Below are 23,924 nucleotides of genomic sequence, written 5' to 3'. Positions count from 1 at the left end.
TGTACAACAGGTCCAGCACCACCAGCTGCGGATGCCGCGCCGACAACGCGTCCGGCCGGAAGGTGGTCGCCTGGGTGGCGGTGAGGAGGAGATCGTCGGCGACGTCGGTCAGCGGGGAACGCGGGAAGCTGGTCAGCGCGATCGTCGTCGCACCGTGACTGCCCGCCTCGGCGATCATCTCGATCGTCTCCCGGGTCTGCCCCGAATGCGAGATCCCCAACGCCACATCCCCCGGCCCCAGCAAAGCCGCCGAAGCCAGACCGTTGTGGATGTCGGTCCACGCCCACGCCGCGATCCCGATCCGATGCAACGAGAACTGCAGCTCCTCACCCACCAGGGCACTACCCGACGCCCCGTAGATGTCCACCCGCGACGCCGCCGCGATCGCATCCGCCGCCCGCTCCACCGCCGACAGATCGATCCGCGCCGCCGTATCCCGCATCGCCAACGTGTCCGCCGCCATCAACTGCGACAACACCCGCTCCAACGGATCGGTCGGCTGAATCTCCCGCCCGATGTCGACCTGCCAGCCGGCCGACCGAGCCAACCGGCCCGTCTCCCCCGCGATCCCCAACCGCAGATCCGCGTACCCGTCGAAACCCAACGCCCGGCAGAACCGGGTCACCGTCGCCGGCGAGGTCCCACTACGCTCCGCCAACTCCACGATCGTCGCCCGCGCCGCCGCCGCCGGATCCGCCAGAACATGATCAGCGACCCGACGCAACGCCCCCGTGAACTCCGGGAGCTGCGCGCGGATGCGCGTCAGCAGGCTCTCGGTTTCGCCGTCGGCGCTCCGGGCCGCAGGTACGGCGGTGGCCGACACGGGCTGTCCCGTGCTGACCGTCACCTCGCCATCCATGAGCGGCATTCCCCTTCGGCTCGAAGCCCAACTAATACGCAGGAGTGTTTACTGTTGTTGGTAAAAGTTCTTACTAAAACCGCTACCTTGTCAAGTAGTTGGGGGAAGTTTTCCAACCCGTTATCTAGCCGACGCCGGGGTTGGCCCGGCCGATAATGCCACAGTGACACCGGCCACGACCACGCCTACCAGGGCGGATGCGCGAGACCAAGGTCACTGCCGTCGATCGGTCGGCCGATCGGGGCGGCCGGGGTCCCGGATTGGTAATCGGGCGATTCGGACACGCGTTTGGTAAGAATATCGCCCATGAAAACGGCGTCCGGTGCCCACAAATGTGAGCTAACCGGACGCCGAGGATGATCAGGATGATGATCAGTTTTGGGTCGGGAACCCCAGATTCACCCCACCATGCGAGGGGTCGAGCCAACGGCTGGTAACCACTTTGCCGCGAGTGAAGAAGTGGACGCCCTCGGCGCCATGCGCGTGCGTGTCGCCGAACAGCGACGCCTTCCACCCACCGAAGGAGTAGTACGCCATCGGCACCGGAATCGGGACGTTCACCCCGATCATGCCGACCTCCACCTCGTGCTGGTATCGCCGCGCGGCCCCGCCGTCGTTGGTGAAGATCGCCGTGCCGTTGCCGTAGCGACCCGCGTTGACCAGGTCGACTGCCTCCTCATACGTCCGGACCCGCACGATCGAGAGAACCGGTCCGAAGATCTCGTCCGTGTAGACGGTCATCTCCGGCCGGACGTCGTCGAACAGGGTGGGACCGAGCCAGAATCCGGCCCGGTCGCCGTCGGGCTCGACGGTCCGGCCGTCCACCACCAGCTTCGCGCCCTCGCGTACGCCTGCCGCCAGGTAGCCGGCGACCTTGTCGCGGTGCTCCCGGGTGACCAGCGGCCCCATGTCGCAGCCGCGGCGGCCGTCGCCGGTGCGAATCCGGGCCATCCGCTCGGTGATCCGCGTGATCAGCTCGTCGGCCACCGGCTCGACCGCGACGACGACCGAGATCGCCATGCACCGTTCGCCGGCCGAGCCGAATCCGGCGCTGACCGCCGCGTCGGCGGCCAGGTCGAGATCGGCGTCGGGCAGCACCACCATGTGGTTCTTCGCCCCGCCCAGCGCCTGTACGCGCTTGCCGTTGGCGGTGCCGCGCTCGTAGACGTACCGGGCGATCGGGGTCGAGCCGACGAACGACACCGACTTCACGTCCGGATGGTCCAGGAGCGCGTCGACCGCCTCCTTGTCGCCGTGCACGACGTTCAGGACGCCGTCGGGCAGCCCGGCCTCGCTGAACCACGCCGCGAGCAGCGTCGACGCCGTCGGGTCCTTCTCCGACGGCTTCAGGACGACCGTGTTGCCCGCCGCGATCGCGATCGGCACGAACCACAACGGCACCATCGCCGGGAAGTTGAACGGCGAGATCACGGCGGCGACGCCCAGCGGCTGGCGGATCGAGTACGAATCCACTCCGGTCGAGACGTTCTCGCTGAAGCCGCCCTTCAGGGCGGTCGGGATGCCACAGGCGTACTCGATGACCTCGAGGCCGCGTTGCACCTCGCCGGCGGCGTCGGACAGGACTTTGCCGTGCTCGGCGGTGATCGCGGCGGCGAGTTCGTCGCGCCGCTCGTGAACGAGCTGGCGCAGCGCGAACATGACGGCGGTGCGCTTGGCGAGCGAGGCGTCGCGCCAGGCGGGGAAGGCCTCGGCGGCAGCCGTGACCACGGCGTCGACGTCCGCCGACGACGCGAAGTCGACGTGCCCGGTGACTTCGCCCGTGGCCGGGTCGTAGAGATCGCCATGGCGGGCCGCGCCGCCCGGCCGCTCCCAGTCCTTGCCCTCGACGTAGTGCTTGACGTGCTTCACCGGGCCGCTCTTCACCGGGCCGCTCTTCACTGGGCCGCTCCGACCGTCTCGATGGCGTGGGCCAGGATGCCCAGCCCCTCCTTGGCCTCCGCCTCGGTCAGCGTGAGCGGCGGACCCATCCGGATCACGTTGCCGTAGAGACCGCCCTTGCCGACCAGCAGACCGGCCGCCTTGCACTCCTCCAGTACGCCCAACGTCGCGCGCGGCGACGGGGTCAGCGTCCCGGGTTCCACGAATTCGACGGCCAGCATCAGGCCCTTGCCGCGGACGTCGGCGACGATCGGCGACGCGGCCGCGATCTCGCGGAGTCCCCGGTGCAGCACCTCGCCGACGCGGGCGGCGTTGCCCTGCAGGTCGTGGTCGAGGATGTAGTCGAGGACCGCCGAGCCGGCCGCGCTGGAGATCGGATTGCCGCCGAACGTGTTGAACGAGGTCGCGGTCAGGCAGTCCATCACCTCGGGACGGGCCACCACCCCGCCGAGGGCGTATCCGTTGCCGATGCCCTTGGCGAAGGTCAGCATGTCCGGCACGGCGCCATGGGCCTGATAACCCCAGAAGTGCTCCCCCGTACGCCCCCAGCCGGTCTGCACCTCGTCGGAGACCCACAGGATGCCGTACTCGTCGAGGACTTCCTTGAGCGCGCCGAAGAAGCCGTCGGGCGGGGCGACGAACCCGCCGACGCCCTGAATCGGCTCCGCGATCAGGCAGGCGACGTCGCCGCTGGTCGTGGTGGCCAGCACCTCGCGCAGGTCCTCGACCGCCTTGCCGAGGTAGTCGGCGTCGGAGAGCCCGGCGAACAGTCCGCGCAGCCGGTCGCCGGAGTGCAGGTAGCTGACGTTGACCGGGGTCAGCGAGGACGCCGCCCAGCCGCGATTGCCCGTGACGCCGAGCGCGCCGAAGCTGCGCCCGTGGTACGAGTTGCGCATCGCCAGGATCTGATTGCTGCGGCGGACCTGGGTCGCCAGCAGCAGCGCCGTCTCGGTCGCCTCGGTGCCGGAATTGGCCAGGAACACCTTCGCGTCCGGGATGCCGGAGACCCGGGCGATCTTCTCGGCCAGCTCGACCTGCTGCCGGATCAGATACAGCGTCGAGGAGTGCGCGATGCCGGTGCCGACCTGACGGCGTACGGCGTCGGAGATCTCGGCGACGTCATAGCCGATGGACGTCGTCAGCACGCCGCCGAAGAAGTCCAGATAGGTACGCCCGCCGGCGTCGGTGACGCGGCAGCCCGCTCCCGTCACCAGCTCGATCGGTTCGGCGTACAACGGGCTGACCCAGGCGGGCAGGACGGCCCGGTGGCGGGCCAGCAGATCGTCGGTGGTTGCCATGCCACAGCGTCCCATCGGCCCCGGTCGAACACAACGAACAGGCTGTCAGGCGTACGCGGTGATGAATGACACAGCGTTGGGCGGACAATCGGTGGCGGTAACCCGTTCGCCTGCCCCGATCACCTGCGGATAGTGTCGGATCGTGATCGAGATCCGGCGTACCACCCTTGACGACTGGCAATCCTGGAAAGCCCTGCGGCTCAACGCCTTGCGGCTGGCTCCCACGGCCTACGGCGAGACGTACGCCAATGCCGTCGACGCCGACGATCACTACTGGCACCGCTGGTGGCTCGAGCGCGGCGACGACGCCCTGCGCAGCATCGGCTACCTCGACGGCGTACCGGCAGGTCAGATCGCCTGCGCCGAGGTTCCGGAGTTCCCCGAGCCGCTGATCCTCGGGATGTGGGTCGAGGAGAGCATGCGCGGCACCGGGGTCGCCGGCGCGCTGGTCGACGACACCCTGGAGTGGGCGCGGGCCAAGGGTTTCCCCCGCATCCGCCTTGGGGTCACCGAGGGCAACGAGACTGCCCGAAAGCTCTACCTACGCCACGGCTTCACCTCGCTCGGCGAGTTCGAGCCGCTGCACTCGCACCCCGACCTGCGGATCGAGTGGATGGCGCGGGACCTGTAGCTCCCTACTCCGAGCGGATGGCCTCCCAGGCCAGCAAGGCGACGTGCAGCGACAAGCAGGCCGGCACGGAGTCGAGGTCGACGTCGAGGACCCGCCCGATCCGGGCCAGCCGCTCGTAGAAGGCCGGCCGGGACAGGTGCGCCGCGGCCGCCGCGATCGACTTGTTGCGCCCGGACTCCAGATAGATCCGCAGCGTCGGCAGCAACGGATCACGCGGATGCTTCGCGTCGTACGCGAGCAGCGCACCGAGCTGGCGTTCGACGAAGGTCTGTAGGCGAGGCTCGTCGCGCAGCAGGTGCAGCAGCCCGGCGAGCCCGACGTTGGGCAGCCGCAGCACCGGGACGGCGCTGGGGGTGTCGTGGCGGGCGGCGTCGGCGACCTGACGGGCCTCGACGAGCGATCGGCGCGCCTCCCGCAGACTGTCCACACCAGACCCAGCCGCGACGAGGACCTCTTCACGACCCCGGCGCAACGCCGCGGCGAACCTCTCCAGGGCGGCGTCCTCGTCGGCGGCCGACTTCACCGCCAGCAGCACGCCGACCACGTGGTCGTCGAGCACCCCCGTCAACCCGGTCAGCTTCGCCTCGCGTACGCCCTGGGTCGCCGCGTCGGCGAGGTCCCGCATCCGGGCTTGTATGGCGGTGACCTCGCTCTTGTCACCGTCACGTCGCCGGCCGTCCGCGCTGTCGCGGTCGCCCCGCGCACTGTCGCGCTCGTCCCGGCCCTGGGTGGGGTCGGGCTGGCTCTTGTCGCGGTCAGCCCGGCGGGGGGACAGCGGCCGGATCACGACGCCGACGAGCCGCCGACGATCGACGGTCACCCCCAGCGCCCGCGCCCGCAGGGCGACCTCGTCCACCGGCAGGCTGTGATCGAGCAGGGCGGCCAGCAGCGTGCCGTGCAACTGCCGTTCCAGCCCCTCCTCGTCGCGCTGGATCAACCGGCCCAAGGCCAGCGTCGAGGCGGCCCGCTCCACCAGGATCGTCAGCCGGGTCGGCGGCGCCCCCTCTGACGGCCAGCGCAGCAGCAACCGGCCCCAGTCCTGCCCCCGGGCCCCGACCATGGTGACCAGCCAGCCCGCGTCCGGGTCGTAACCGGTCCGGCCGGTGACGCGTACCTGGCGTGAATGCTGCTCCCAGCCGTCCAGGAGCGGTTCGGCCCGGCCTCCGGCCGCGTCGAAGGCGAGCACCTTGCGGCCCAGGTTCTCCAAGACCACCGGGCACCCCGACAACTGCGCCGCCTGGTGCACGACCTCGGCCGGTTCGGCGCCCTCCACGCTCAGCTCGGTGAACCGCTGGTGGATCTCCTCGGTCGCCCGCAACTCGGTCAGCTGCGCGTCGACGATGCGGGCGTGCACCGCCTCGGTGATCTGCACGAACGGGGTCGGCCGTCGCAGCTCCACCAGGGGCAGCCCGAGCTTCTCGGCGGCCACCGCCATCACCCGGGGCACCGTCGACGGGTAGCGCCGGCCCAGCTCGACGACCAGCCCGGACACGCCGACCTCAGCCAGCTCCCGGACGAACGCCCGGATGCCGTCGTCGTCCGCGGGCAGGCCGATCCCGGTGGTCAGCACCAGCTCCCCGCCCCGGAGCAGGCTGGCGATGTCGGGCACCTCCGACGAGTGCACCCAGCGGACCGCCCGGTCGAAGTGCTCGGCGCCGGCGACCACGCGCGGCGACCCGACCTGCATCGCGTCGAGCGCCACGACCTCGCGTACGGTCGGGTATCCGGGCGCGGTCACGGCTGGGCCCGTCGCGTCATGGCCGCGTCAGCTCCCAGCAGGCCACGGCCGTCGCGGCCGCCACGTTGAGCGAGTCGACGCCGCGATGCATCGGGATGACCACGCGGGCATCGCTCGACTTGAGCGCCCCCGCGGTCAGCCCCGGCCCCTCGGCGCCCATCAGCAAGGCTGGTCGTCGCCGCTGTTCGGACGACAGCTCGTGCAACGAGATCGCGTCCGGCGCGGGAGTCATCGCCAGCACCGTGAAGCCGGCCTCCCGCAGCACGTCCAGCCCGTGCGGCCAGGGGTCGAGCGTGGCGTACGGGATGGCGAAGACCTCACCCATGCTGACCCGGACGCTGCGGCGATACAACGGGTCGGCACAGGTCGGCGAGAGCAGCACGGCGTCCATGCCGAGCGCCGCGACGCCCCGGAAGATCGCCCCGATGTTCGTGTGGTTGTTGATGTCTTCCAGCACCACCACCCGCCTGGCCTGGGCCAACACCTCGGCGACGCTCGGCAGGGTCTTGCGATGGAAGCTGGCCAGGACGCCCCGGTGCACGTGGAAGCCGGTGATCTGCTGCAGCAGAGCGGCGTCGGCCCCGTAGACGGCGGCCTCCCCCAGCCCGCCCTGGGCCAGATCGGCCAGCTGCGCGGCCCGCTTGGCCTCGATCAGTACGCTCCGAGGCCGATACCCGGCCGCCAGCGCCCGGCGCAGCACCAGCTCGCCCTCGGCGATGAACAGCCCGTTCGGCGGCTCCCAGCGCGTCCGCAGCTCCAGATCGGTCAGCGCCCGGTAGTCGGCGATGCGGTCGTCCGCCGGGTCGGTGATCAGCTCCACGCCGCCATTCTGCCCGGTACGCGCGGAGCGCGGGCCCGCCGTGGCGGGCCCGCGCTCGTTCGGCTCGAAAACGTCAGGCCGTGGGCGGGGTCTGGCCGGAGGCCGCCTCGCCAGCCGCCTTCGCCTCGCCCTCGATCTTGGCGACCTCGTCCGCCGCCTTCTTCGCCGCCTCGACGACCTCGGTGGTGTCCACGCTCGCCGCCGGACGGGCGGGGCGCTCCGACGCCGGTGCCGGCGGGTGGAGGCCGCCGAAGGCGTTGCTGATGCCCTCCAGGGCGCGGCTCAGCTCGGCCGGGACGATCCACAGCTTGTTCGAGGCGCCCTGGGCGATCTGCGGCAGCGCCTGCAGGTACTGGTACGCCATGACCGTGCTGTCCATGTCGGCGGCGTGGATGGCGCTGACGACCGTCTCGATCGCCTTCGCCTGACCGGCCGCCTGCAGGATGCGGGCCTGCCGGTCACCGTCGGCGCGCAGCACCGCGGCCTGCTTGTCACCCTCGGCGGTCAGGATCTGGGACTGCTTGACGCCCTCGGCGGTCAGGATCGCCGCGCGGCGATCCCGCTCGGCCCGCATCTGCTTCTCCATCGAGTCGCGGATGCTGGGCGGCGGCTCGATCGCCTTGATCTCGACCCGGGTCACCTTGACGCCCCAGCGGCCGGTGGTCTCGTCGAGTACCACCGACAGGTGCCGGTTGACCTCCTCGCGGCTGGTCAGCGCGCGCTCCAAGTCCATCGAGCCGATGACGTTACGCAGCGTGGTGACGGTCAGCTGCTCGATCGCCTGCAGGAAGTTGGCGATCTCGTAGGTCGCCTTCACCGGGTCGACGACCTTGAAGTACAGCACCGTGTCGATGGAGACCACCAGGTTGTCCGAGGTGATCACCGGCTGCGGCGGGAAGCTGACCACCTGCTCACGCAGGTCCACCTTGGTGCGTACGGCGTCGATGAACGGCACCAGGATGTTCAGGCCGGGCGTCAGGGTCCGGTGGTACTTGCCGAGCCGCTCGACGACGTCGTTGCGCTGCTGCGGCACCTGACGCACCGAGCGCAGCAGCGTGATGACCACGATCAGCGCGACGATCCCGATGACGAGATACAGAAACACCGTGACTGGGTTGTCCATGTCAGTCCTTCCCCACCTTCAAGGTGGCACCGTCTACCTCGATCACACGGACGCGCTCTCCCGGCTCGTACGCCCGGGAGGCGTCGTAGGGCCGCGCCCGCCACAACTCACCACTCAGGTTGACCTGGCCGTTCTCGACATCGACCCGCTCCATGACGACCGCTTCGGAGCCGAGGATGGTCGAGACGCCGATCTTGACCTGGTGTGAGTTGCGATAGAACCGGTTCTTGATCCACGGCCGCACGAAGAACAGCGCGAGCCCCGAAACGACCGCGAAAACCAGCAGTTCGCCCACGATGCCGAGCCCCAGCACACCGGCCAGGGCCGCGGCGGCCGCGCCAGCGGCCAGCATGAGCAGCACAAAGTCTCCCATGAAGAGCTCGCCGACGACGAGCGCTCCGGCGGCGATCAGCCACCATCCCCAACTCTCCACAGCATGATCGTGGCACGTCGGGGCAAGTCCTGTAAGCCCGGGCCGCATCTGCTGCCCGGGGTGGGCCGTTCGGGCTTACCCCACCCGGCCGTTTCGGCGATCGCGATAACGGCTAGCGTCGGCGCGGCGTTGATCGGACGAACCCTGCACAACCCGTCGAACCCGGAGGTGCCCGTTGCTGCCGCAGACCTCGCTCGCCCTCGACCAGCTCGTGGCCCGCGCTCAGGCGGCCGGACGCGCCCCGTGCGTGGCCGCCGCCGTCGTGCGGGCCGGAGAACTGGCCCACGTGGCCGGGGCCGGGACGGTGCTGGACCGGCCGGCCGACGGCGCCTCGGTGGCGAACGTCCAGTTCCGGATCGGCTCGATTTCCAAGACGATGACCGCCGTCCTGCTCCTCCAGCTGCGCGATCAAGGTCTGCTGTCCCTGGACGACCTGCTCTACCGGCACCTGCCCGGTACGCCGGTCGGCAGCAACGTGACGCTCCGGCAGCTGCTGGCGCACTCGGCCGGGCTGCAGCGGGAGCCGGACGGGGCCTGGTGGGAGCGCACCGACGGCGGTGACATCGAGGACCTGCTGGCCGCGCTGACCCCGGAGAAGCTGGCCCTGGCACCGCACCACGGCTACCACTACTCGAACCTGGCGTACGGGCTGCTCGGGGCGGTCCTGCACCGGGTCACCGGGCTCACCTGGGCCGAACTGCTCCAGCAGCGCCTGCTCACGCCGCTCGGGATGACCCGGACCAGCTATCACCCGGCCGACCCGTTCGCGCCCGGCTACGTCGTGCACCCCTGGCTGGACACGCTGCGGGAGGAGCCCCGCTCGGACACCGGCGCGATGGCCCCCGCCGGGCAGCTGTGGTCCACGCCGGTCGACCTGACGAAGTGGGCGGCGTTCCTGGCCGATCCGGACCCGGCCATCCTGGAACCGGCCACGCTCCGCGAGATGTCCGCTCCCGTGGTGATGAACGACCTGGACACCTGGAGCGGCGGCCATGGCCTCGGCATCGAGCTGTACCGCGAGGGCGAGCGCGTTTACCTCGGCCATGGCGGATCGATGCCGGGCTACCTGGCCGCGCTCGTCGTCCACCGGCCCAGCCGCACCGGCGTGGTCGCCTACGCCAACGCGTACACGCTGCACGGCAAGTCCCTGGGCCGGCTCGCCTTCGACATGATGGCGACCGTCCTGGACGGCGAACCCGAGGCGATCGCCCCGTGGCGGCCCGCCGCGCAGCCGCCGTCCGACGTGGCCGACCTGCTGGGCCGCTGGTGGTGGATGGGCCGCGAGTACGAGGTCCGCCACGACCTGGCGACCGGTCAGCTCGTGCTCGGCTCGGTGACCCGGCCCCGCCCCGAGGTCCGCTTCCGCCCCGAGGGCAAGGATCGCTGGCGCGGGATCTCCGGCGAGCACGACGGCGAGATCCTGGCCGTCCTGCGCGACGGGGACGGCGTACCGACGGCGCTGGACATCGCGACCTTCGTGTTCCGCCGCGCGCCGCTGCTCGGCGACTAGCGCCCCCGCCAGCTACCGCCGCGCGCCGCTGCTCGCCGACTCCCCCCGCCAGCGTTGATCATGGAGTTTGCCACCCCGACACACCGTCGAGACCACAGTTAACTCCATGATCAACGGGGTGGGGCGGTCACGAAGTCGATGAGGCGTTCGACCGCCCCGATCAGCGGCGTCTCCAGGTCGCGGTAGCTGTTCACCCGGCTCAGGATCAGCCGCCACAGGTCCGCGGGCTCGGCCACGCCCAGCGCCGCGCACACCCCCTCCTTCCAGGGGGTGCCACGCGGCACCTGCGGCCACGCCGCGATGCCCACCGACGCCGGCTTCACGGCCTGCCAGACGTCCACGTAGGGATGCCCGGTCACCAGCACGTGGGGGTCGGTCACCGCGGCCACGATCCGGCTCTCCTTGCTCCCGGTCACCAGATGATCCACGAGTACGCCGAGCCGGGCGTCCGGCCCCGGCGAGAACTCGGCGACCCGGCGCCGCAGGTCGTCCACGCCGTCGAGGGGTTCCACGACGACGCCCTCGACCCGCAGGTCGTCACCCCAGACCCGTTCGACCAGAGCGGCGTCGTGCAGTCCCTCGACCCAGATCCGGCCCGCACGGGCGACCCGGGCGCGCTGTGGTCCCACCGCGACGGAGCCCGACGCGGTCAGCTTCAAGCCGCCGTCCGCAGTGGACCGAGCCGGGCGGGTCAGCGTGACGGTGACCCCGTCGAGCAGGAACGCCGCCGGTTCCAGCGGGAACAGCCGGCGGTTGCCATGCCGGTCCTCCAGGATGACGGCCTGGCCCTCGAAGCCCACCACGGCTCCGCAGAATCCGGAGTCGGCATCCTCCACGACCATCTCGGCTTCGGCCTCGTGCACCGGGATCACCCGCCGGGGGCGTCGGCCCCCGGCGAGCACATCGTCATAGCGTCCCACGAGGGGTCATGCTACTGGCGGCTGTTCCTCCGGCCCGGTGTGCAGCGCCAGCCGGTCGAGGACGAACACGCCCACCACCGCGACCGCGGCCGCGACGAGCAGCCAGCCCGGGATCGGGTACATCCAGCCGACCATCGAGTCCATGTCGCGGCTGAAGGCGTACTGGGAGGTCTGGCGCACCGCCCAATACGGCAGGCTGCCGTAGTCGGCGTCGACGGTCACCAGCAGCGTCCAGAGCAGATCCTGCGCCTGGACCACCCAGGTCACCAGGGCGACCAGGCCGATCGTCGGAGCCGCCGTACGCCACGCGCGCCACGGACGGTCCTGAGTCGACAGTCCACGGAACAGGACGGCGGACAGTACCAGCGCCGGGATGCTCAGCGACGACGGCGGGATCGCCCTCAGGAAGGCCAATGCCACGTTGTCGCTGCCGTCCGGCCGCCACAGGTGGGCGTACGCGTCGACCATCAGCGGGGCCAATCCGACGAACAACCACGGCGCGAACGGCAGGAGCAGCAGGTGACTCCGCGTACCGAGGGGACGCAGCCCGCCGATGCCGAACCCGGCCAGCACGGCCGCGCCCACGCCCACCACCGTGGAGACCAGCGGCGGCGCCCAGGTGAAGAAGATCGGCCCGGCCACGCCGTCGGGCAGCTCGCCGAAGTCGGCCAGCCGCAGCAGCCACGGGCCGAGGCCGAGCAGACCGAACAGGAGCACCCCGCCGCCCACGACGGCGGTCGCGACCGTCCAGCCCGGTTTCGACCCCGATTCGGCGTTCTCCACGCGTACCAGTCGGGCTTGCATCGCAACCACCGCAGCCGTGACCAGAACTCCGAGGATCGCCAGCACCACGAGCAGGACGACGCTGCCCGCCGCGGCGAGCCCGAACCGGGCGGTCTGGAAGGCCTCGGTGTAGATCTGGAGGACCGGCGGCGCGTCGTCGCGCGGGCTGCGCAACAGCAGCGGGAACGCCGCGGACTGCAGGACCAGCGCGATCGACGACGCGCCGAGGATCAGCGCGACCAGGCCGCCGGTGACCGCGACCCGGCGGCCCGCCCGCAGCACCAGCAGGTACGCCACCGCGCCGATCCCGCTCAGCAGCCCGAAAGCGGCGAGCAGCGCGACGACGAAGTTCCCGGCCACCGGGTGTTCGAAGTAGGTGCGCGCCGAGTCGCCGGTCAGCGTGAGGAACCAGGCGACCGCGACGGCGCTCGACGCCAACGCCGACAACGGCAGCGCGAAGCCGATCCACACCAGACGACGGCCGACACGCCCGGACCGATGCGCGAGGAACGCGATTCCGCCGCCGACGACGATGGCGACCGCGGCGGCGGCGAGTCCCAGCCCTACGGCGACCAGCGTGCCGCTGCCGTAGAACCGATCAAGGTGGCCATAGTTTTCCAGCCCGATGAATTCCGAGTTCTCCTTGAGGAACCGGGCGTTGTGCAGGCTCGTCCAGAACAGCCGCACAGTCGGTACCACATAGCCCGAACACAGCAGCAGGAGCGCGGGAATCGTGAGGAGGAGGCCGAGCAAGGGCGTACGCCGCACTGGCGTCGGGGTGTCTACCACGGGAGCACATCGTAGGTGATATCTGTCCGGGGCGGTGGGGAGCGTATTCTGAGCAGCATGTCTGCTGCGGCGCACTCGGTCGCCCTCGCCGAACGCCGCTCGGCCCGCTTCGTCGCGTGGTGCCGAGCCTGGCGCGCGGGCCTCACGTCCTTCGACGACGCGATCGACGCGATCGAGTCGCCGCCCGACGGCACGAGCGAGGAACACGTCGCGGCAGACCTGCCCGGCACCTGGTCCGACCTGCCGCTACGGGAGGCACTCCCGCATTTGCGGCAGTTGCATCCGGACGAGATCAGGCTGACCCTGCCCGCGCCGGGCGACCCCGACGGGCTCGGTCCCGGCGACTTCACCGGCGCGGCGCTGGTCGCCGGGGAAGGCGTACTGGCGGGGATGCTCGGCTTGGCGCCACAGGCGCAGGAACACGTCTCCGGCTCCGGCGACGTCTTCCTGACGATCCGGTGGACGGCGTACCAGCTGCCACCGATGCCCGTCACCGGTCCGAAGCCGACGGTCCGGCAGGCCGAGGGCGAGCTGTCGCTGGCCGTCCAGGACACCACCGCGAAACTCGCCAAACTCGACGTAGCGCGGTGGCGGCCGGAGTTGGCCGGGGCGATCAGCGCCCTCCGGCGACCGACCGAGGCCGATCTGCCCCCGGGCTACGACGTCCCCGCCCGGCGGCTGTACGCGCGGACGCTGCTGCTGGAGCGCGTACTGATCCTGGCCGGGCAGGAAGCGCCCGGTGGCGCGCTGAACAGTTTCGAGGCGCAGCAACGGGATGAGGCGTTGCGGCCGCTGGCCACCGCCTGCCGGCGGGGCGTCGCGGCCGCGATCAACTCCGATCTGGTCCTGTAGAACGCGATCAGAAAACCCGATCAGACCTCGGCGATGAGGTCGGCGACCGAGCCGACCACGCGCGAGGGCCGGAACGGGTAGCGCTCCATGTCCTCCTTGGTGCTGATCCCGGTCAGCACGAGGAACGTCTGGAGGCCCGCCTCCAGTCCACACAGGATGTCGGTGTCCATCCGGTCGCCGATCATCGCCGCCGACTCCGAGTGCGCGCCGATCTTGTTGAGCGCCGAGCGCATCATCATCGGGTTGGGCTTGCCCACGAAGTACGGCTCGATGCCGGTCGCCTTCGTGACCAGTGCCGCGACCGAGCCGGCGGCCGGCAGCGCACCCTCGTTCGAAGGACCGGTCGCGTCGGGGTTGGTGCAGATGAACCGCGACCCGTTGTTGATCAGGCGGATCATCATCGTGATCGCCTCGAAGCTGTAGTTGCGGGTCTCGCCCAGCACCACGTAGTCCGGCTTGTAGTCGGTGAGGATGTAACCGGCGTTGTGCATCGCGGTCGTCAGGCCCGCCTCGCCGATCACGTACGCCGTCCCGCCGGGCCGCTGGTCGGCCAGGAACTGCGCCGTCGCCAGCGCCGACGTCCAGATGGCGTCCTCCGGCAGGTCGAACCCGAGCCGGGTCAGCCGGGCGTGCAGATCCCGGGGCGTGTAGATCGAGTTGTTCGTCAGGACGAGGAACGGCTTACCAGAGGCGCGCAGCCGCCCGATGAACTCGGTCGCTCCCGGCACCGGCACGCCCTCGTGCACGAGCACGCCGTCCATGTCGGTCAGCCAGCTCTCGATCGGCTTCCGTTCGGTCATCCGCCCACACCTATCCGCGCCTCGCGGGCGCCGGACAACACCCGGCCCCGCACGTCTGTATCGCCGAAAGCCTACCGAGCCCGGGTGTCGGCCGTGTATCGGACGGCGCTGTTGCCTGCGGTGCGGCCGTCGCCTCGCGGACGAGATCGGTGATCATCCGCACGAAGCGGGGATCGGTGCCCGGGGTCGCCGCGCGGGCGTACGCCAGACCCAGCTCGGCCGCCGTCGCGGCGGCCTCGTTGTCCAGGTCCCAGATGACTTCGAGGTGGTCGGAGACGAACCCGATCGGGCTCACCACGACCGCTTTCTCCGCAACCGTCCGGAGGTGGTCGTTGACGTCCGGCTCCAGCCACGGCACCTGCGGCGGGCCGGACCGGGACTGCCAGACGAGGTCCCAGGCGAGGTCCGGCGCGGCGCGCTCGGCGACCAGCCGGGCGACCTCCCTCAGCTGCGCCTCGTACAGACCGGCTGACTGCACTCCCGGCGGCTCAGCCAAGCCTTCCCCGGCAGGTCCGGCCGTACGCGCCATGGACAGCGGGATCGAGTGCGCCGTGAAGACGATCCGAGCCGGGCCCGGCCCGACCTTCGCCAACGCGGCCCGGACGGCGTCCACGTGCGGCTCGACGAACCCGGGACGGTCGTAGAAGTGCGGCAGCTTGACGACCTCGGGCGCGCCCGGACCGACCTTGGCCCGGGCCGCCGCGATGTCCTCCAGATACTGCCGGCACGACGAATATCCGGCGTACGCGCTCGTCGCGAGCCCGACCGCGAACTCGACGCCGTCATCGCGCATCTGCGCCAGGGTGTCGGCGAGCATCGGCTGCCAGTTGCGGTTGCCCCAGTAGAGGGGCAGGCCGACGCCCTGGTCCCGGAAGTCGGCCTCGATCGCCCGCAGGAGCGCCCGGTTCTGCTCGTTGATCGGCGAGACGCCGCCGAAGTGCTGGTAGTGCTCGGCGACTTCGAGCAGCCGCTCCTCCGGGACACCGCGCCCGGCGGTCACGTTGCGCAGGAACGGCATCACGTCGTCGGGACCTTCCGGCCCCCCGAACGACAGCAGCAAAAAGGCGTCTACTGGCACGAAGCCAGACTAGCCAGCCATGGCGTGATAGCCACCGTCGACGTGGACGATCTCACCCGTGGTGGCCGGGAACCAGTCCGACAGCAGCGCCACGACGGCCTTGGCGGCCGGCTCGGCGTTGGTCAACTCCCAGCCGAGCGGGGCGCGGTTGGCCCAGGACTCCTCGAACTTCTCGAAGCCCGGGATGGACTTGGCCGCCATGCTGCGCAGCGGACCGGCCGAGACGAGATTGCTGCGGATGCCCTGCGGGCCGAGGTACTGCGCGAGGTAGCGGCTCGCCGACTCCAGCCCGGCCTTGGCCACGCCCATCCAGTCGTAGACCGGGTACGCCACGGTCGCGTCGAAGGTGAGCCCGACGATCGAGGAACCCTGGTGCATCAACGGCAGCAGCGCCGTGGCGAGCGACTTGTAGGAGTACGTCGAGGCGTGCACCGCGGCGGCCACGTCCTCCCACTTCGTCTCCAGGAAGTTGCCGCCCAACGCGGTCTGCGGCGCGAAGCCGATCGAGTGCACGACGCCGTCGAGGGTCGGCAGGTGTTCGCGTACCTTGTCGGCGATGCCGGCGAGCTCCTCGGCGTTGGTCACGTCGAGCGGGATGACCGGCGCCTGTTTGGGCAGCCGCTTGGCGATCCGCTCCACGAGGGTCGGCCGCGGGTACGCCGTCAGCACGATCTCGGCGCCCTGCTCCTGAGCCACCCTCGCCACGCTGAACGCGATGGACTGATCGGTGATGACGCCGGTGACCAGGATCTTCTTGCCTTCGAGCAGCACGCTGTCTCCCTAACTCCGTACGGGGTGGTGAAAGTCAGTGGCCCATGCCGAGGCCGCCGTCGACCGGGATGACCGCCCCGGTGACGTAACCGGCGCTGTCCCCGGCCAGCCAGGTGCACGCCCCGGCGACCTCGTCGGGCGTGGCCATCCGGCCCAGCGGAATGGCCTTCTTGTACTCCGCCTGCCGCTCCTCGGGGAGCTTCGCGGTCATGTCGGTCTCGATGAACCCGGGCGCGACCACGTTCGCCGTGATGTTGCGGCTGCCCAGCTCCCGAGTGATCGACCGGGCCATGCCGACCAGGCCGGCCTTGCTCGCCGCGTAGTTCACCTGGCCGACGCCGCCGTAGAGGCCCACCACCGACGAGATGAAGATCATCCGGCCCCAGCGGCCGCGGACCATCTTGGTCGACGCGCGCTTGGCGCAGCGCCAGGCCCCGGTGAGGTTGGTCTCCAGCACCCGGCCGAACTGCTCCTCCGACATCCGCATCAGCAGCGTGTCGTCGGTGATCCCGGCGTTGGCGACCAGCACCTCGACCGGGCCGAGCTCCTGCTCGACCGTGGCGAACGCGGCGTCGACCGCGGCCGGGTCGGTGATGTCGCAGGTCACCGGGAACAGGTCCGGCGCCGTCGCCGCGTCCCACGAGCCACGGTGGGTGATCGCCACCCGGTCGCCCTGCTTGGCGAACGCCTGGGCGATGGCCAAGCCGATGCCGCGATTGCCGCCGGTGACCAGTACGGTGCGAGCCACGCCTGCTCCCTAGTGCGAGTCCGATGAGCTTCCGCGATGAGCCTAGAGGTCGCCGAACGGGACGCCGTGGCGAGGGCGACGCAGAAAACCACCTACAGATCTTGTAGGTTTCCCACAACGTGGCTGAGGGGCCCAACCCCGCCCGTCCGGTCGGGTGATCTTTGCGGCGAGTCGGGTGACCCAAGTGGAACCGGCCCTGAGACAGGAGCTATCATCTGCGTCGGGACTTTCGTCCGTTTCCGACAAGGACGCGCCCTTCGGCGCCCGGCCTACAGGAGGTGATCGCTGTGCGAAATAGCGATCCTTCCAGTCGTGGCTGGGCTGCTTTCCGCGGATAACTCCGCGCCTCGCGCCCACCCGCCCAGCATCCGCTCCGCCGTTCGGCGGGGCTACGTGTGTGCTGGCCGGGCCTCGTCCAGCCATGACGTTCAGCGGCCTGCTTCGCGCAGGTAACCCGTTCTGTGCCCGAACCGGAACCCGCTGGAGTTCACCATGAGCCGATTCCTCGCACCACTCGGATTCACCCTCGCCTGCCTCTGGGTCTTCACCCTCTTCGTCCTTGCGTCTCGATAACGGCCGCTATTTGGCCCCTGGCGGCGTTGCTCGCCACCTTGCTGCCCCCAGGCAACGGCGGTGTCGTGCGCCTTGCCAGGAACCAAATATCAGCCGTTCTCGTCCCTGATCGAGAATCATTCATAGAGCACGGGTCAGCCGCCGCGGTGTAGCGCGGCCCTCGGCGCAGATCACGGCTATGCACGCTTCTCGAGGCTGGGAAGCCTGCATAACGGTGATCTGCAGCAACCGGCTCGGCGTCAGGGGAGGCGGGAGCCCCAGAGCAGGGACAGGCCGGCCGCGCAGAGGCCGAAGAGCAGGGCTGCCCCGGCGGCCCAGGCCGTGACCTCGCGCGTCTGCTTGCGATGGCCTACGGACGAGCCGAGGTCTTCGTACACCTGCTTGAGTTCGCGCGCGCTCGCGGCCTCGGCGAAGTAGCCGCCGGTCGACTCGGCGAGCTGCGCCAGCGCCTCCCGGTCCACCGGGACGCGTTGCGGCATGCCGCCGATGTCGACCATGCCGTCGTCGGTGCCGAACGCGATCGTGGAGACCGGCACGTCCGCCTCGGTCGCCGCCGCGGCCGCGTCCTCGGTCGGCCGGCCGGCGGTCCGGTAGCCGTCGGAGAGCAGCAGGATTCGCGCCGGCGGCGCGCCCTGCGCTCCGTCCGGGGGCACCGTGCGGATCGCGTCGAGTGCGGTGAAGACCGCCTCGCCGGTCGCGGTCGCCTCGTCGAGCTGCAGGCTCTGGATCGCGTTCACCACCTGATCGCGGTCCTTGCCTGGGGAGACCAGCACGTTCGCGGACTTCGCGAAGGACACCAGACCCAGGTTGTACGCGGCCGGCACCTCGCGCGCGAAGCTGATCGCGGCCTCCTGGGCGGCCTGGATCCGCGAGGGCTCGACGTCCTTGGACTCCATCGACAGCGACACGTCGATGGCCAGCACGATGGTCGCCCGTTCCAGCGGCACCTGCATGGCCAGAGCCGGGCGGGCGGTCGTCAGCGCCAGCGTCAGCAGGCATAGCAGCAGCGCCGCCGCCGTGACGTGGCGCTTGTAGCCGATCCCCTTGGGCGCCAACGTCTTCAGCAGGTCCACGTTGGAGAAGCGGACGGCGTTGACGCGCTTTCGGTACTGCCGATAGACGTAACCTCCGGCGACGGCCACCACCGGCAGGAGGAACAGCAGCGCCCACGGCTGCAGGAAACTCACCATGTAGCCAACCCCGCTCCTCAGCGAACCTCGGCTCGCCGGTTGTGCCGATGCCGGCGCGCCGCGACGAAGTTCACGATGTCCAGCAGCCAATCGCGGTCGGTGCTCAACCGCAGATGCGCCGCGCCCGCCGACCGGAGCGTCCCGGACACCTCGGCCCGCTGCTCGGCCGCGGCGGCGGCGTACGCCCCGGCCAGGCGCTCGGTCACGTCGACCTCGTGCACTTGACCGCTCTCCGGGTCGGCCACCTCGATCACGCCGACGGCGGGCAGTTCCAGCTCACGCGGATCGACGATCTCGACGGCCAGGATGTCGTGGCGTACCGCCAATCGGGAGAGCGGACGCTGCCACGACCGGGCGTCACCCAGGAAGTCGGAGATGATCACGACCAGCCCGCGTCGGCGCGGCGGCCGCATCAGCCCGTCGAACAGCTCGCCGAGATCGGCCCGCCCCGGACGCATCTCCAGCCCGGCGATCGCGTGCATGAGCGACTGCGCGCCCCGCTGGCCGCCCCGGGCCGGGATGCGGCGTACGCCGTCGCCCGTGCAGACCAGAGCGCCCGCACGGTTGCCGCCACGCACGGTCAGGTGGGTCATGGCCGCCGCCGCGGCCAGCGCCACGTCCCACTTGCGCATCCGGGCGGTGCCGAAGTCCAGGCTCGCCGACGCGTCGATCGCCAGCCACGTCTCCAGTTCCCGGTCCGCCTCGGTCAAACGCACATGGGGCACCGTGGTACGCGCGGTGACGGGCCAGTCCATCCGGCGTACGTCGTCGCCGGCGCGGTATTCGCGGGACTCCCCCGCCTCGCTGCCCGGTCCGGGCAACAGACCGAGGTAGTCGCCTTGGAGCAGGCCGTCGAGCCGGCGGGTCACCTGCAGGTGCAGGCGCGCCAGCACTGCGGTCTGGGCCGGGGAGATCACCGTCGGTCGGCCTGCTGCCGGGGCGCCACCGAGGGCAGCGGGACGGTCTCGAGGATGCGCTCGACGATGCGGTCCGGCGGGACGTCGTCGGCGAGCGCGTCGTAGCTGAGGACCAGCCGGTGTCGCAGAACGTCCGGAGTCAGCTCCTGGATGTCCTGCGGCAGGACGTAGTCGCGCCCGCGCAGCAATGCCAGCGCCCGGGCCGCCCGCACCAGGCCCAACGAGGCTCGGGGGCTGGCTCCGTATTGGATCAGCTGCGCGACGTCTTCCATGCCGTGCTCAGCCGGGGCCCGGGTGGCGGTCACCAGGCGTACCGCGTAGTCGACCAGAGCATTGTGGACGAACACATGATCGGCCCGGGTCTGCAGCCCGATCAGGTCGACCGGGTTGAGCACCTGCGCCGCCGACGGCGGGGCCACCCCCATCCGGTAGACGATCTCGCGCTCCTCCAGGTCCGACGGGTAGCCGACGAGCACCTTCAGCAGGAATCGGTCGCGCTGCGCCTCGGGCAGCGGGTAGACCCCCTCCTGCTCGATCGGGTTCTGAGTGGCCATCACCAGGAACGGGTTCGGCACGTCGTGCCGGGCGCCGCCGAGCGAGACGTGCCGCTCGGCCATCACCTCCAGCAGTGCCGACTGCACCTTGGCCGGAGCCCGGTTGATCTCGTCGGCGAGCAGGAAGTTCACGAAGACCGGACCGAGTTCCACGTCGAAGGACTCGGTCGACTGCCGGTAGATCCGGGTGCCGACGATGTCGGCCGGGACGAGGTCCGGCGTGAACTGGATACGCGCGAAGGTGCCGCCGACGGTCTCGGCGAGCGTCTCCACCGCGAGCGTCTTCGCCACCCCCGGTACGCCCTCCAGCAGGCAGTGCCCCCGAGCGAGCAGCGCCACGAACATCCGCTCGAGCAGCAGATCCTGGCCGACGATGACCTTCTTGACCTCGAAGAGCGCCCGTTCGAGCAGCGACGCGTCCTGAGCCGGCGGTATCGGATGCCCGTTGAGCGCTTCCGGGCCGGCGGGGCCCGCATCAGATGTGCCGTTTTCGGTGACGAGCACGCCCTCGACGAGATCGAGATCGGAACCGAGACTCTTCTCCGTCACTGATCGCCTCCAGAGAGTGACGCAACTATCCGCATAAGGGTGTCATAAGGGAACAATTGCCACCAGGACCGCCGCGCGGGCGCCCCGGGCCGACGGCTGGGTCCGGCCGATCAGGCACATGGCGGGACTGGACACGCACCCCGCAAATGTGGTTAGTATTTGCGCGTCGCCGGACGACTTCCCCCGTGGTCGTCCGGCGCTTTATCTCTACTGCTATGACTACTCATTCGAGCGATCAGCCGGATCGCATCTGCTCCGCCAAGGGCTGCCGACAGGTCGCGGCCTACGCGTTGAGCTGGAACAATCCCAAGCTACACGAGCCCGAGCGGCGAAAAGTCTGGTTGGCCTGCCCCGCCCACCGAGATTCGCTGGCCGCGTTCCTCGACGCCCGCGGCTTCCTACGCGCCGTCGATCCGCTCGCGTAGATTCTCAACCGTGACGCATCCCGTGGCCGACGCCCTCCAGCCGTGGCCCGACACGGTCGACTGGCATCCCGTCTCCCCCCGCCTGGCCACGCTCAAGCGCGTCGAGCTGCTGCTCGGCCTGATCGTGCCGCTCGCCGCGACGATCGCCGTCTACCTGATCTGGCAGTGGATCTGGGCCCTCGTCATCGGCGCGGTCCTCGTCGCGGCGACGCTCGTCCGCATCGCGCTGATCGGGCGGAGCGTGCGCTCGTGGGGCTACGCCGAACGCGACGACGACCTACTCGTCCGGCACGGCCGGATCGTGCGGCACCTGAGCATCGTCCCGTACGCCCGGATGCAGTTCGTCGACGTCAGCGCCGGTCCGCTGGAACGGCTGTTCGGACTGGCCACGGTTCAGCTGCACACCGCCGCCGCGGCCAGCGACGCCCGAGTGCCGGGCCTGGTGCCGGCCGAGGCCGCCCGGCTGCGGGACCGGCTGACGGCGCTCGGCGAGATCCGGAAGGAAGGGCTGTGACGGACCTGCCGCGGCGCAGGCTGCACCCGCTCTCACCGTTCCTGCACAGCATCCGTCAACTCATCGCGCTCGTCGCCGTCATCTCCTGGCAGGGCTTCGCCAACCTCGGGGTGGCCCACTTCCTCGGCGTCGTCGTGCTCATCCTGATCGGCGCGGTCATCTACTCCGTGATCACCTGGCGGTTCACCGGCTACGAGGTGACCGGCCGGGAACTGCGGATCTACGAGGGCACCTTCTCCCGCCGCGTACGCACGATCCCGCTGGAGCGCCTGCAGTCGGTCGAGGTCGTCCGGCCGTTCCTCGCGCAGCTGACCGGGCTCGCCGAACTCCGCCTCGAAGTGGTCGGCGGTGGGAAGGCGGAAGCCCCGCTGGCCTACTTGACCGTCGCCGAGGCCGGCTCTCTGCGTACCCATCTGCTGGAGCTGGCCCGCGGCGGCTCGGCGGCGCCCGCGGAGAACGAGCCGCGTGGACCGGAGCCGGTCCTGTACGCGGCGCGTGACGAGGACCTGCTGCTGAGTCAGGCGATGACCCCCGAGGTGATCTTCCTGCCGATCGCCGCCGCGTTCGTCGTCGTGCAGTTCGCCCTGGCCGGGAGCTTCGGGTTCATCGCGATCGCGAGCATGATCACGGCGTTGATCGGCGTCCTGGTCCGCCCGGTACGCCGCGTGACCCGCAACTGGCGCTGCACGCTGACCGAGCGCGAAACGCGGCTGCACATCCGGCGAGGCCTGACCGAGACGCACAGCCAGACCGTGCCGGTGCAGCGGGTGCAGGGGGTGACCGTCACCTGGCCGCTGATCTGGCGGCCGAAACGCTGGCTGAAGGCCACTGTGGACATCGCCGCGCAGGGCTCGCAGGGCGCCGACCCGGACGACCACGAGGCGACCACCCTGCTGCCGGTCGCGACGCTGGACGAGGCGCGCGCGGTCGTGCCGTGGCTGCTGCCGCGTGTCGACGGCGAGCTGGCCCCGGTGGACATCGCGGCGCTGCCGCTGAGCGGAGTGCCGGAGCGGGCGGTGTGGCTCGCGCCGCTGGCCCGCACGGTGCTCGCGGCCGGGCTCACGCCGCACGTCTTCGCGACCGTCGACGGTCTGCTCACCCGCCGGCTGCGGCTGGTGCCGTACGCGCGGATCCAGTCGGTCCGCGTCCAGCAGGGGCCGGTGCAGCGCCGCCTCGGGCTGGCCACCGTGCACGTCGACGTCGCCGGCGCTCCCCCGGCCTCGGCGCCGGAACGCGACCTCGCCGAGGCCTACGAGCTGGCCGGCGAACTGACCGTACGCGCACGCGCCGCCCGCGCAGCCGCTTAGCTTTTTCGCGCTGGATCAGGGTTCCGCGTCGAATCATGGGTCAAGATTCGACCGGGATCCGTGATCCAACGCGGAACTACAGATGCGGGCCGGTCAGACGTCGAGGGCGCGCTTCAGCAGCTTGAGCAGCTCGTGCCCGTCGGCGACGACCGCGTCCGGCTCGGCCTGCCAGCGGTCGTTGGTCCAGGACCGGCTGGGCCGCAGGATGGCCGCGCCGACGCCCGCCCGGCGGCCGCACTCGATGTCGCGGCTGAGCGAGTCGCCGACGAACCAGCACTGGTCGGCGGGAACGTCCAAGGCCTGCGTCGCGGCCCGGATCATGCCGGGGTTGGGCTTGAAGACGCCCGCCTCGTCACTGTAGATCTGGGCGGCGAACGCGCCGGTCAGCCCGGCGCTCTCCAGGAACCCCCGGTACGCCTCACCGCTGCGGGTGTTGCTGACGATCGACACCGGCAGACCCCGGCCGACGGTGAACTCCAGGACTTCGGTCATCCCCTCGACGACCGCCCACTTCCGCCGCGCCCAGCCGCTCGTCAGCTCGTCGGCCCAGCCGACCGCGGTCTCGCGTGCCTGCTCCGGCCAGTCCTTGGCCACGAAGTCCGCCCAGAGCTGGACGTGGCTCAGCTCCGGATTCTCCGGGTTCGACCGCCATTGGTCGCGGGCGGCGTCGGCGGCGGCCAGGTCGGCTTCGATCCGGTCCAGCGGCAGGGAACGGCCGATCAGTTCGTGCACCCGCGTCGGGAAGCCTGCGTCAGCGGTGTCGTCGACGGCCTCGGCCACGACGCCGCCGAAGTCCAGGAGAAGCGCACGCGGGGGGAGCATGCGCTCATCCTGCCATTGCCA

General features: G+C 70.6%; 23 protein-coding genes. 6 read left to right on the top strand and 17 right to left on the bottom strand.

All coding sequences use genetic code 11. The features are described from left to right. The 3 genes from AB0M47_RS18445 to AB0M47_RS18435 all read right to left on the bottom strand — a co-directional run. A partial coding sequence (locus AB0M47_RS18445) for a MurR/RpiR family transcriptional regulator (protein ID WP_363414788.1) occupies positions 1 to 823 on the bottom strand: 823 nt, incomplete at its 3' end. A gap of 408 nt (positions 824 to 1,231) precedes the next feature. Then, a complete protein-coding gene (locus tag AB0M47_RS18440) occupies positions 1,232 to 2,728 on the bottom strand; it encodes a CoA-acylating methylmalonate-semialdehyde dehydrogenase (RefSeq protein WP_363414772.1) in 1,497 nt (498 codons plus the stop codon). Positions 2,729 to 2,754: 26 nt separating this feature from the next. Next, positions 2,755 to 4,056: an aspartate aminotransferase family protein gene (locus AB0M47_RS18435; protein ID WP_363414769.1), complete on the bottom strand. Its 1,302-nt coding sequence runs from the start codon at positions 4,054 to 4,056 to the stop codon at positions 2,755 to 2,757. 142 nt (positions 4,057 to 4,198) lie between these two features. On the opposite strand from AB0M47_RS18435, the gene AB0M47_RS18430 reads away from it, so the two are divergent. Beyond that, on the top strand, positions 4,199 to 4,687 hold the full coding sequence (locus AB0M47_RS18430; protein ID WP_363414766.1) for a GNAT family N-acetyltransferase: 489 nt from the start codon (positions 4,199 to 4,201) through the stop codon (positions 4,685 to 4,687). Between the two features lie 4 nt (positions 4,688 to 4,691). On the opposite strand, the gene AB0M47_RS18425 is transcribed toward AB0M47_RS18430, so the two are convergent. From AB0M47_RS18425 to AB0M47_RS18410, 4 genes are all read right to left on the bottom strand, one after another. After that, positions 4,692 to 6,425, bottom strand: coding sequence for a PucR family transcriptional regulator ligand-binding domain-containing protein (locus AB0M47_RS18425; RefSeq protein WP_363414763.1), 1,734 nt, complete (start codon positions 6,423 to 6,425; stop codon positions 4,692 to 4,694). 16 nt (positions 6,426 to 6,441) lie between these two features. Then, positions 6,442 to 7,245, bottom strand: coding sequence for an RNA methyltransferase (locus AB0M47_RS18420; protein WP_363414760.1), 804 nt, complete (start codon positions 7,243 to 7,245; stop codon positions 6,442 to 6,444). Positions 7,246 to 7,318: 73 nt separating this feature from the next. Beyond that, positions 7,319 to 8,368, bottom strand: coding sequence for an SPFH domain-containing protein (locus AB0M47_RS18415; RefSeq protein ID WP_363414757.1), 1,050 nt, complete (start codon positions 8,366 to 8,368; stop codon positions 7,319 to 7,321). 1 nt (position 8,369) lies between these two features. Beyond that, the gene (locus tag AB0M47_RS18410) at positions 8,370 to 8,801 is read right to left on the bottom strand and encodes an NfeD family protein (RefSeq protein ID WP_253761781.1); all 432 of its coding nucleotides are present in this window, start codon (positions 8,799 to 8,801) and stop codon (positions 8,370 to 8,372) included. Between the two features lie 175 nt (positions 8,802 to 8,976). On the opposite strand from AB0M47_RS18410, the gene AB0M47_RS18405 reads away from it, so the two are divergent. Next, positions 8,977 to 10,311: a serine hydrolase domain-containing protein gene (locus tag AB0M47_RS18405; RefSeq protein WP_363414754.1), complete on the top strand. Its 1,335-nt coding sequence runs from the start codon at positions 8,977 to 8,979 to the stop codon at positions 10,309 to 10,311. A gap of 110 nt (positions 10,312 to 10,421) precedes the next feature. Here AB0M47_RS18405 and AB0M47_RS18400 read toward each other — a convergent pair whose 3' ends face one another. Beyond that, entirely contained in the window at positions 10,422 to 11,231 is an 810-nt protein-coding gene (locus AB0M47_RS18400; protein WP_363414751.1) for a DUF3097 domain-containing protein, read from the bottom strand. Positions 11,232 to 11,237: 6 nt separating this feature from the next. Next, the gene (locus tag AB0M47_RS18395) at positions 11,238 to 12,803 is read right to left on the bottom strand and encodes a hypothetical protein (protein ID WP_363414748.1); all 1,566 of its coding nucleotides are present in this window, start codon (positions 12,801 to 12,803) and stop codon (positions 11,238 to 11,240) included. Positions 12,804 to 12,860: 57 nt separating this feature from the next. On the opposite strand from AB0M47_RS18395, the gene AB0M47_RS18390 reads away from it, so the two are divergent. Further along, positions 12,861 to 13,655, top strand: coding sequence for a hypothetical protein (locus AB0M47_RS18390; RefSeq protein ID WP_363414745.1), 795 nt, complete (start codon positions 12,861 to 12,863; stop codon positions 13,653 to 13,655). A 20-nt stretch (positions 13,656 to 13,675) separates the two neighbouring features. Here the strand turns inward: AB0M47_RS18390 and AB0M47_RS18385 are convergent, their stop codons facing one another. From AB0M47_RS18385 to AB0M47_RS18355, 7 genes are all read right to left on the bottom strand, one after another. Then, on the bottom strand, positions 13,676 to 14,455 hold the full coding sequence (locus tag AB0M47_RS18385; protein WP_253761776.1) for an HAD-IIA family hydrolase: 780 nt from the start codon (positions 14,453 to 14,455) through the stop codon (positions 13,676 to 13,678). Between the two features lie 10 nt (positions 14,456 to 14,465). Next, positions 14,466 to 15,533, bottom strand: a complete 1,068-nt coding sequence (locus tag AB0M47_RS18380) for a ferrochelatase (RefSeq protein WP_363414742.1) — start codon at positions 15,531 to 15,533, stop codon at positions 14,466 to 14,468. Between the two features lie 9 nt (positions 15,534 to 15,542). Then, complete coding sequence (gene fabI, locus AB0M47_RS18375) at positions 15,543 to 16,304, bottom strand: enoyl-ACP reductase FabI (protein WP_363414739.1); 762 nt, start codon at positions 16,302 to 16,304, stop codon at positions 15,543 to 15,545. Positions 16,305 to 16,338: 34 nt separating this feature from the next. Then, complete coding sequence (locus tag AB0M47_RS18370; RefSeq protein WP_363414736.1) at positions 16,339 to 17,052, bottom strand: beta-ketoacyl-ACP reductase; 714 nt, start codon at positions 17,050 to 17,052, stop codon at positions 16,339 to 16,341. An 812-nt stretch (positions 17,053 to 17,864) separates the two neighbouring features. Then, on the bottom strand, positions 17,865 to 18,815 hold the full coding sequence (locus tag AB0M47_RS18365; protein ID WP_253761772.1) for a VWA domain-containing protein: 951 nt from the start codon (positions 18,813 to 18,815) through the stop codon (positions 17,865 to 17,867). 17 nt (positions 18,816 to 18,832) lie between these two features. Next, on the bottom strand, positions 18,833 to 19,732 hold the full coding sequence (locus AB0M47_RS18360; RefSeq protein ID WP_363414733.1) for a DUF58 domain-containing protein: 900 nt from the start codon (positions 19,730 to 19,732) through the stop codon (positions 18,833 to 18,835). Then, the gene (locus AB0M47_RS18355) at positions 19,729 to 20,721 is read right to left on the bottom strand and encodes an AAA family ATPase (protein ID WP_363414785.1); all 993 of its coding nucleotides are present in this window, start codon (positions 20,719 to 20,721) and stop codon (positions 19,729 to 19,731) included. The genes AB0M47_RS18360 and AB0M47_RS18355 overlap by 4 nt, the downstream gene beginning before the upstream one ends. 329 nt (positions 20,722 to 21,050) lie before the next feature. Here AB0M47_RS18355 and AB0M47_RS18350 point away from each other — a divergent pair, with 329 nt between their 5' ends. The 3 genes from AB0M47_RS18350 to AB0M47_RS18340 are packed head-to-tail and all read left to right on the top strand — an operon-like array spanning position 21,051 to position 23,081. Continuing rightward, positions 21,051 to 21,260, top strand: coding sequence for a hypothetical protein (locus AB0M47_RS18350; protein ID WP_363414730.1), 210 nt, complete (start codon positions 21,051 to 21,053; stop codon positions 21,258 to 21,260). Between the two features lie 10 nt (positions 21,261 to 21,270). Next, the gene (locus tag AB0M47_RS18345) at positions 21,271 to 21,774 is read left to right on the top strand and encodes a PH domain-containing protein (RefSeq protein ID WP_363414727.1); all 504 of its coding nucleotides are present in this window, start codon (positions 21,271 to 21,273) and stop codon (positions 21,772 to 21,774) included. Then, on the top strand, positions 21,771 to 23,081 hold the full coding sequence (locus AB0M47_RS18340; RefSeq protein WP_363414724.1) for a PH domain-containing protein: 1,311 nt from the start codon (positions 21,771 to 21,773) through the stop codon (positions 23,079 to 23,081). Before AB0M47_RS18345 ends, AB0M47_RS18340 begins: the two co-directional genes overlap by 4 nt. Positions 23,082 to 23,174: 93 nt before the next feature. Here AB0M47_RS18340 and AB0M47_RS18335 read toward each other — a convergent pair whose 3' ends face one another. Further along, entirely contained in the window at positions 23,175 to 23,903 is a 729-nt protein-coding gene (locus tag AB0M47_RS18335) for an HAD-IA family hydrolase (protein ID WP_363414721.1), read from the bottom strand. Positions 23,904 to 23,924 lie beyond the last annotated feature (21 nt).

The sequence above is a fragment of the Hamadaea sp. NPDC051192 genome (assembly GCF_040682475.1).
In the GTDB taxonomy this organism is placed as follows: domain Bacteria; phylum Actinomycetota; class Actinomycetes; order Mycobacteriales; family Micromonosporaceae; genus Hamadaea; species Hamadaea flava.
This window is presented reverse-complemented; position numbering and strand designations above follow the sequence as displayed.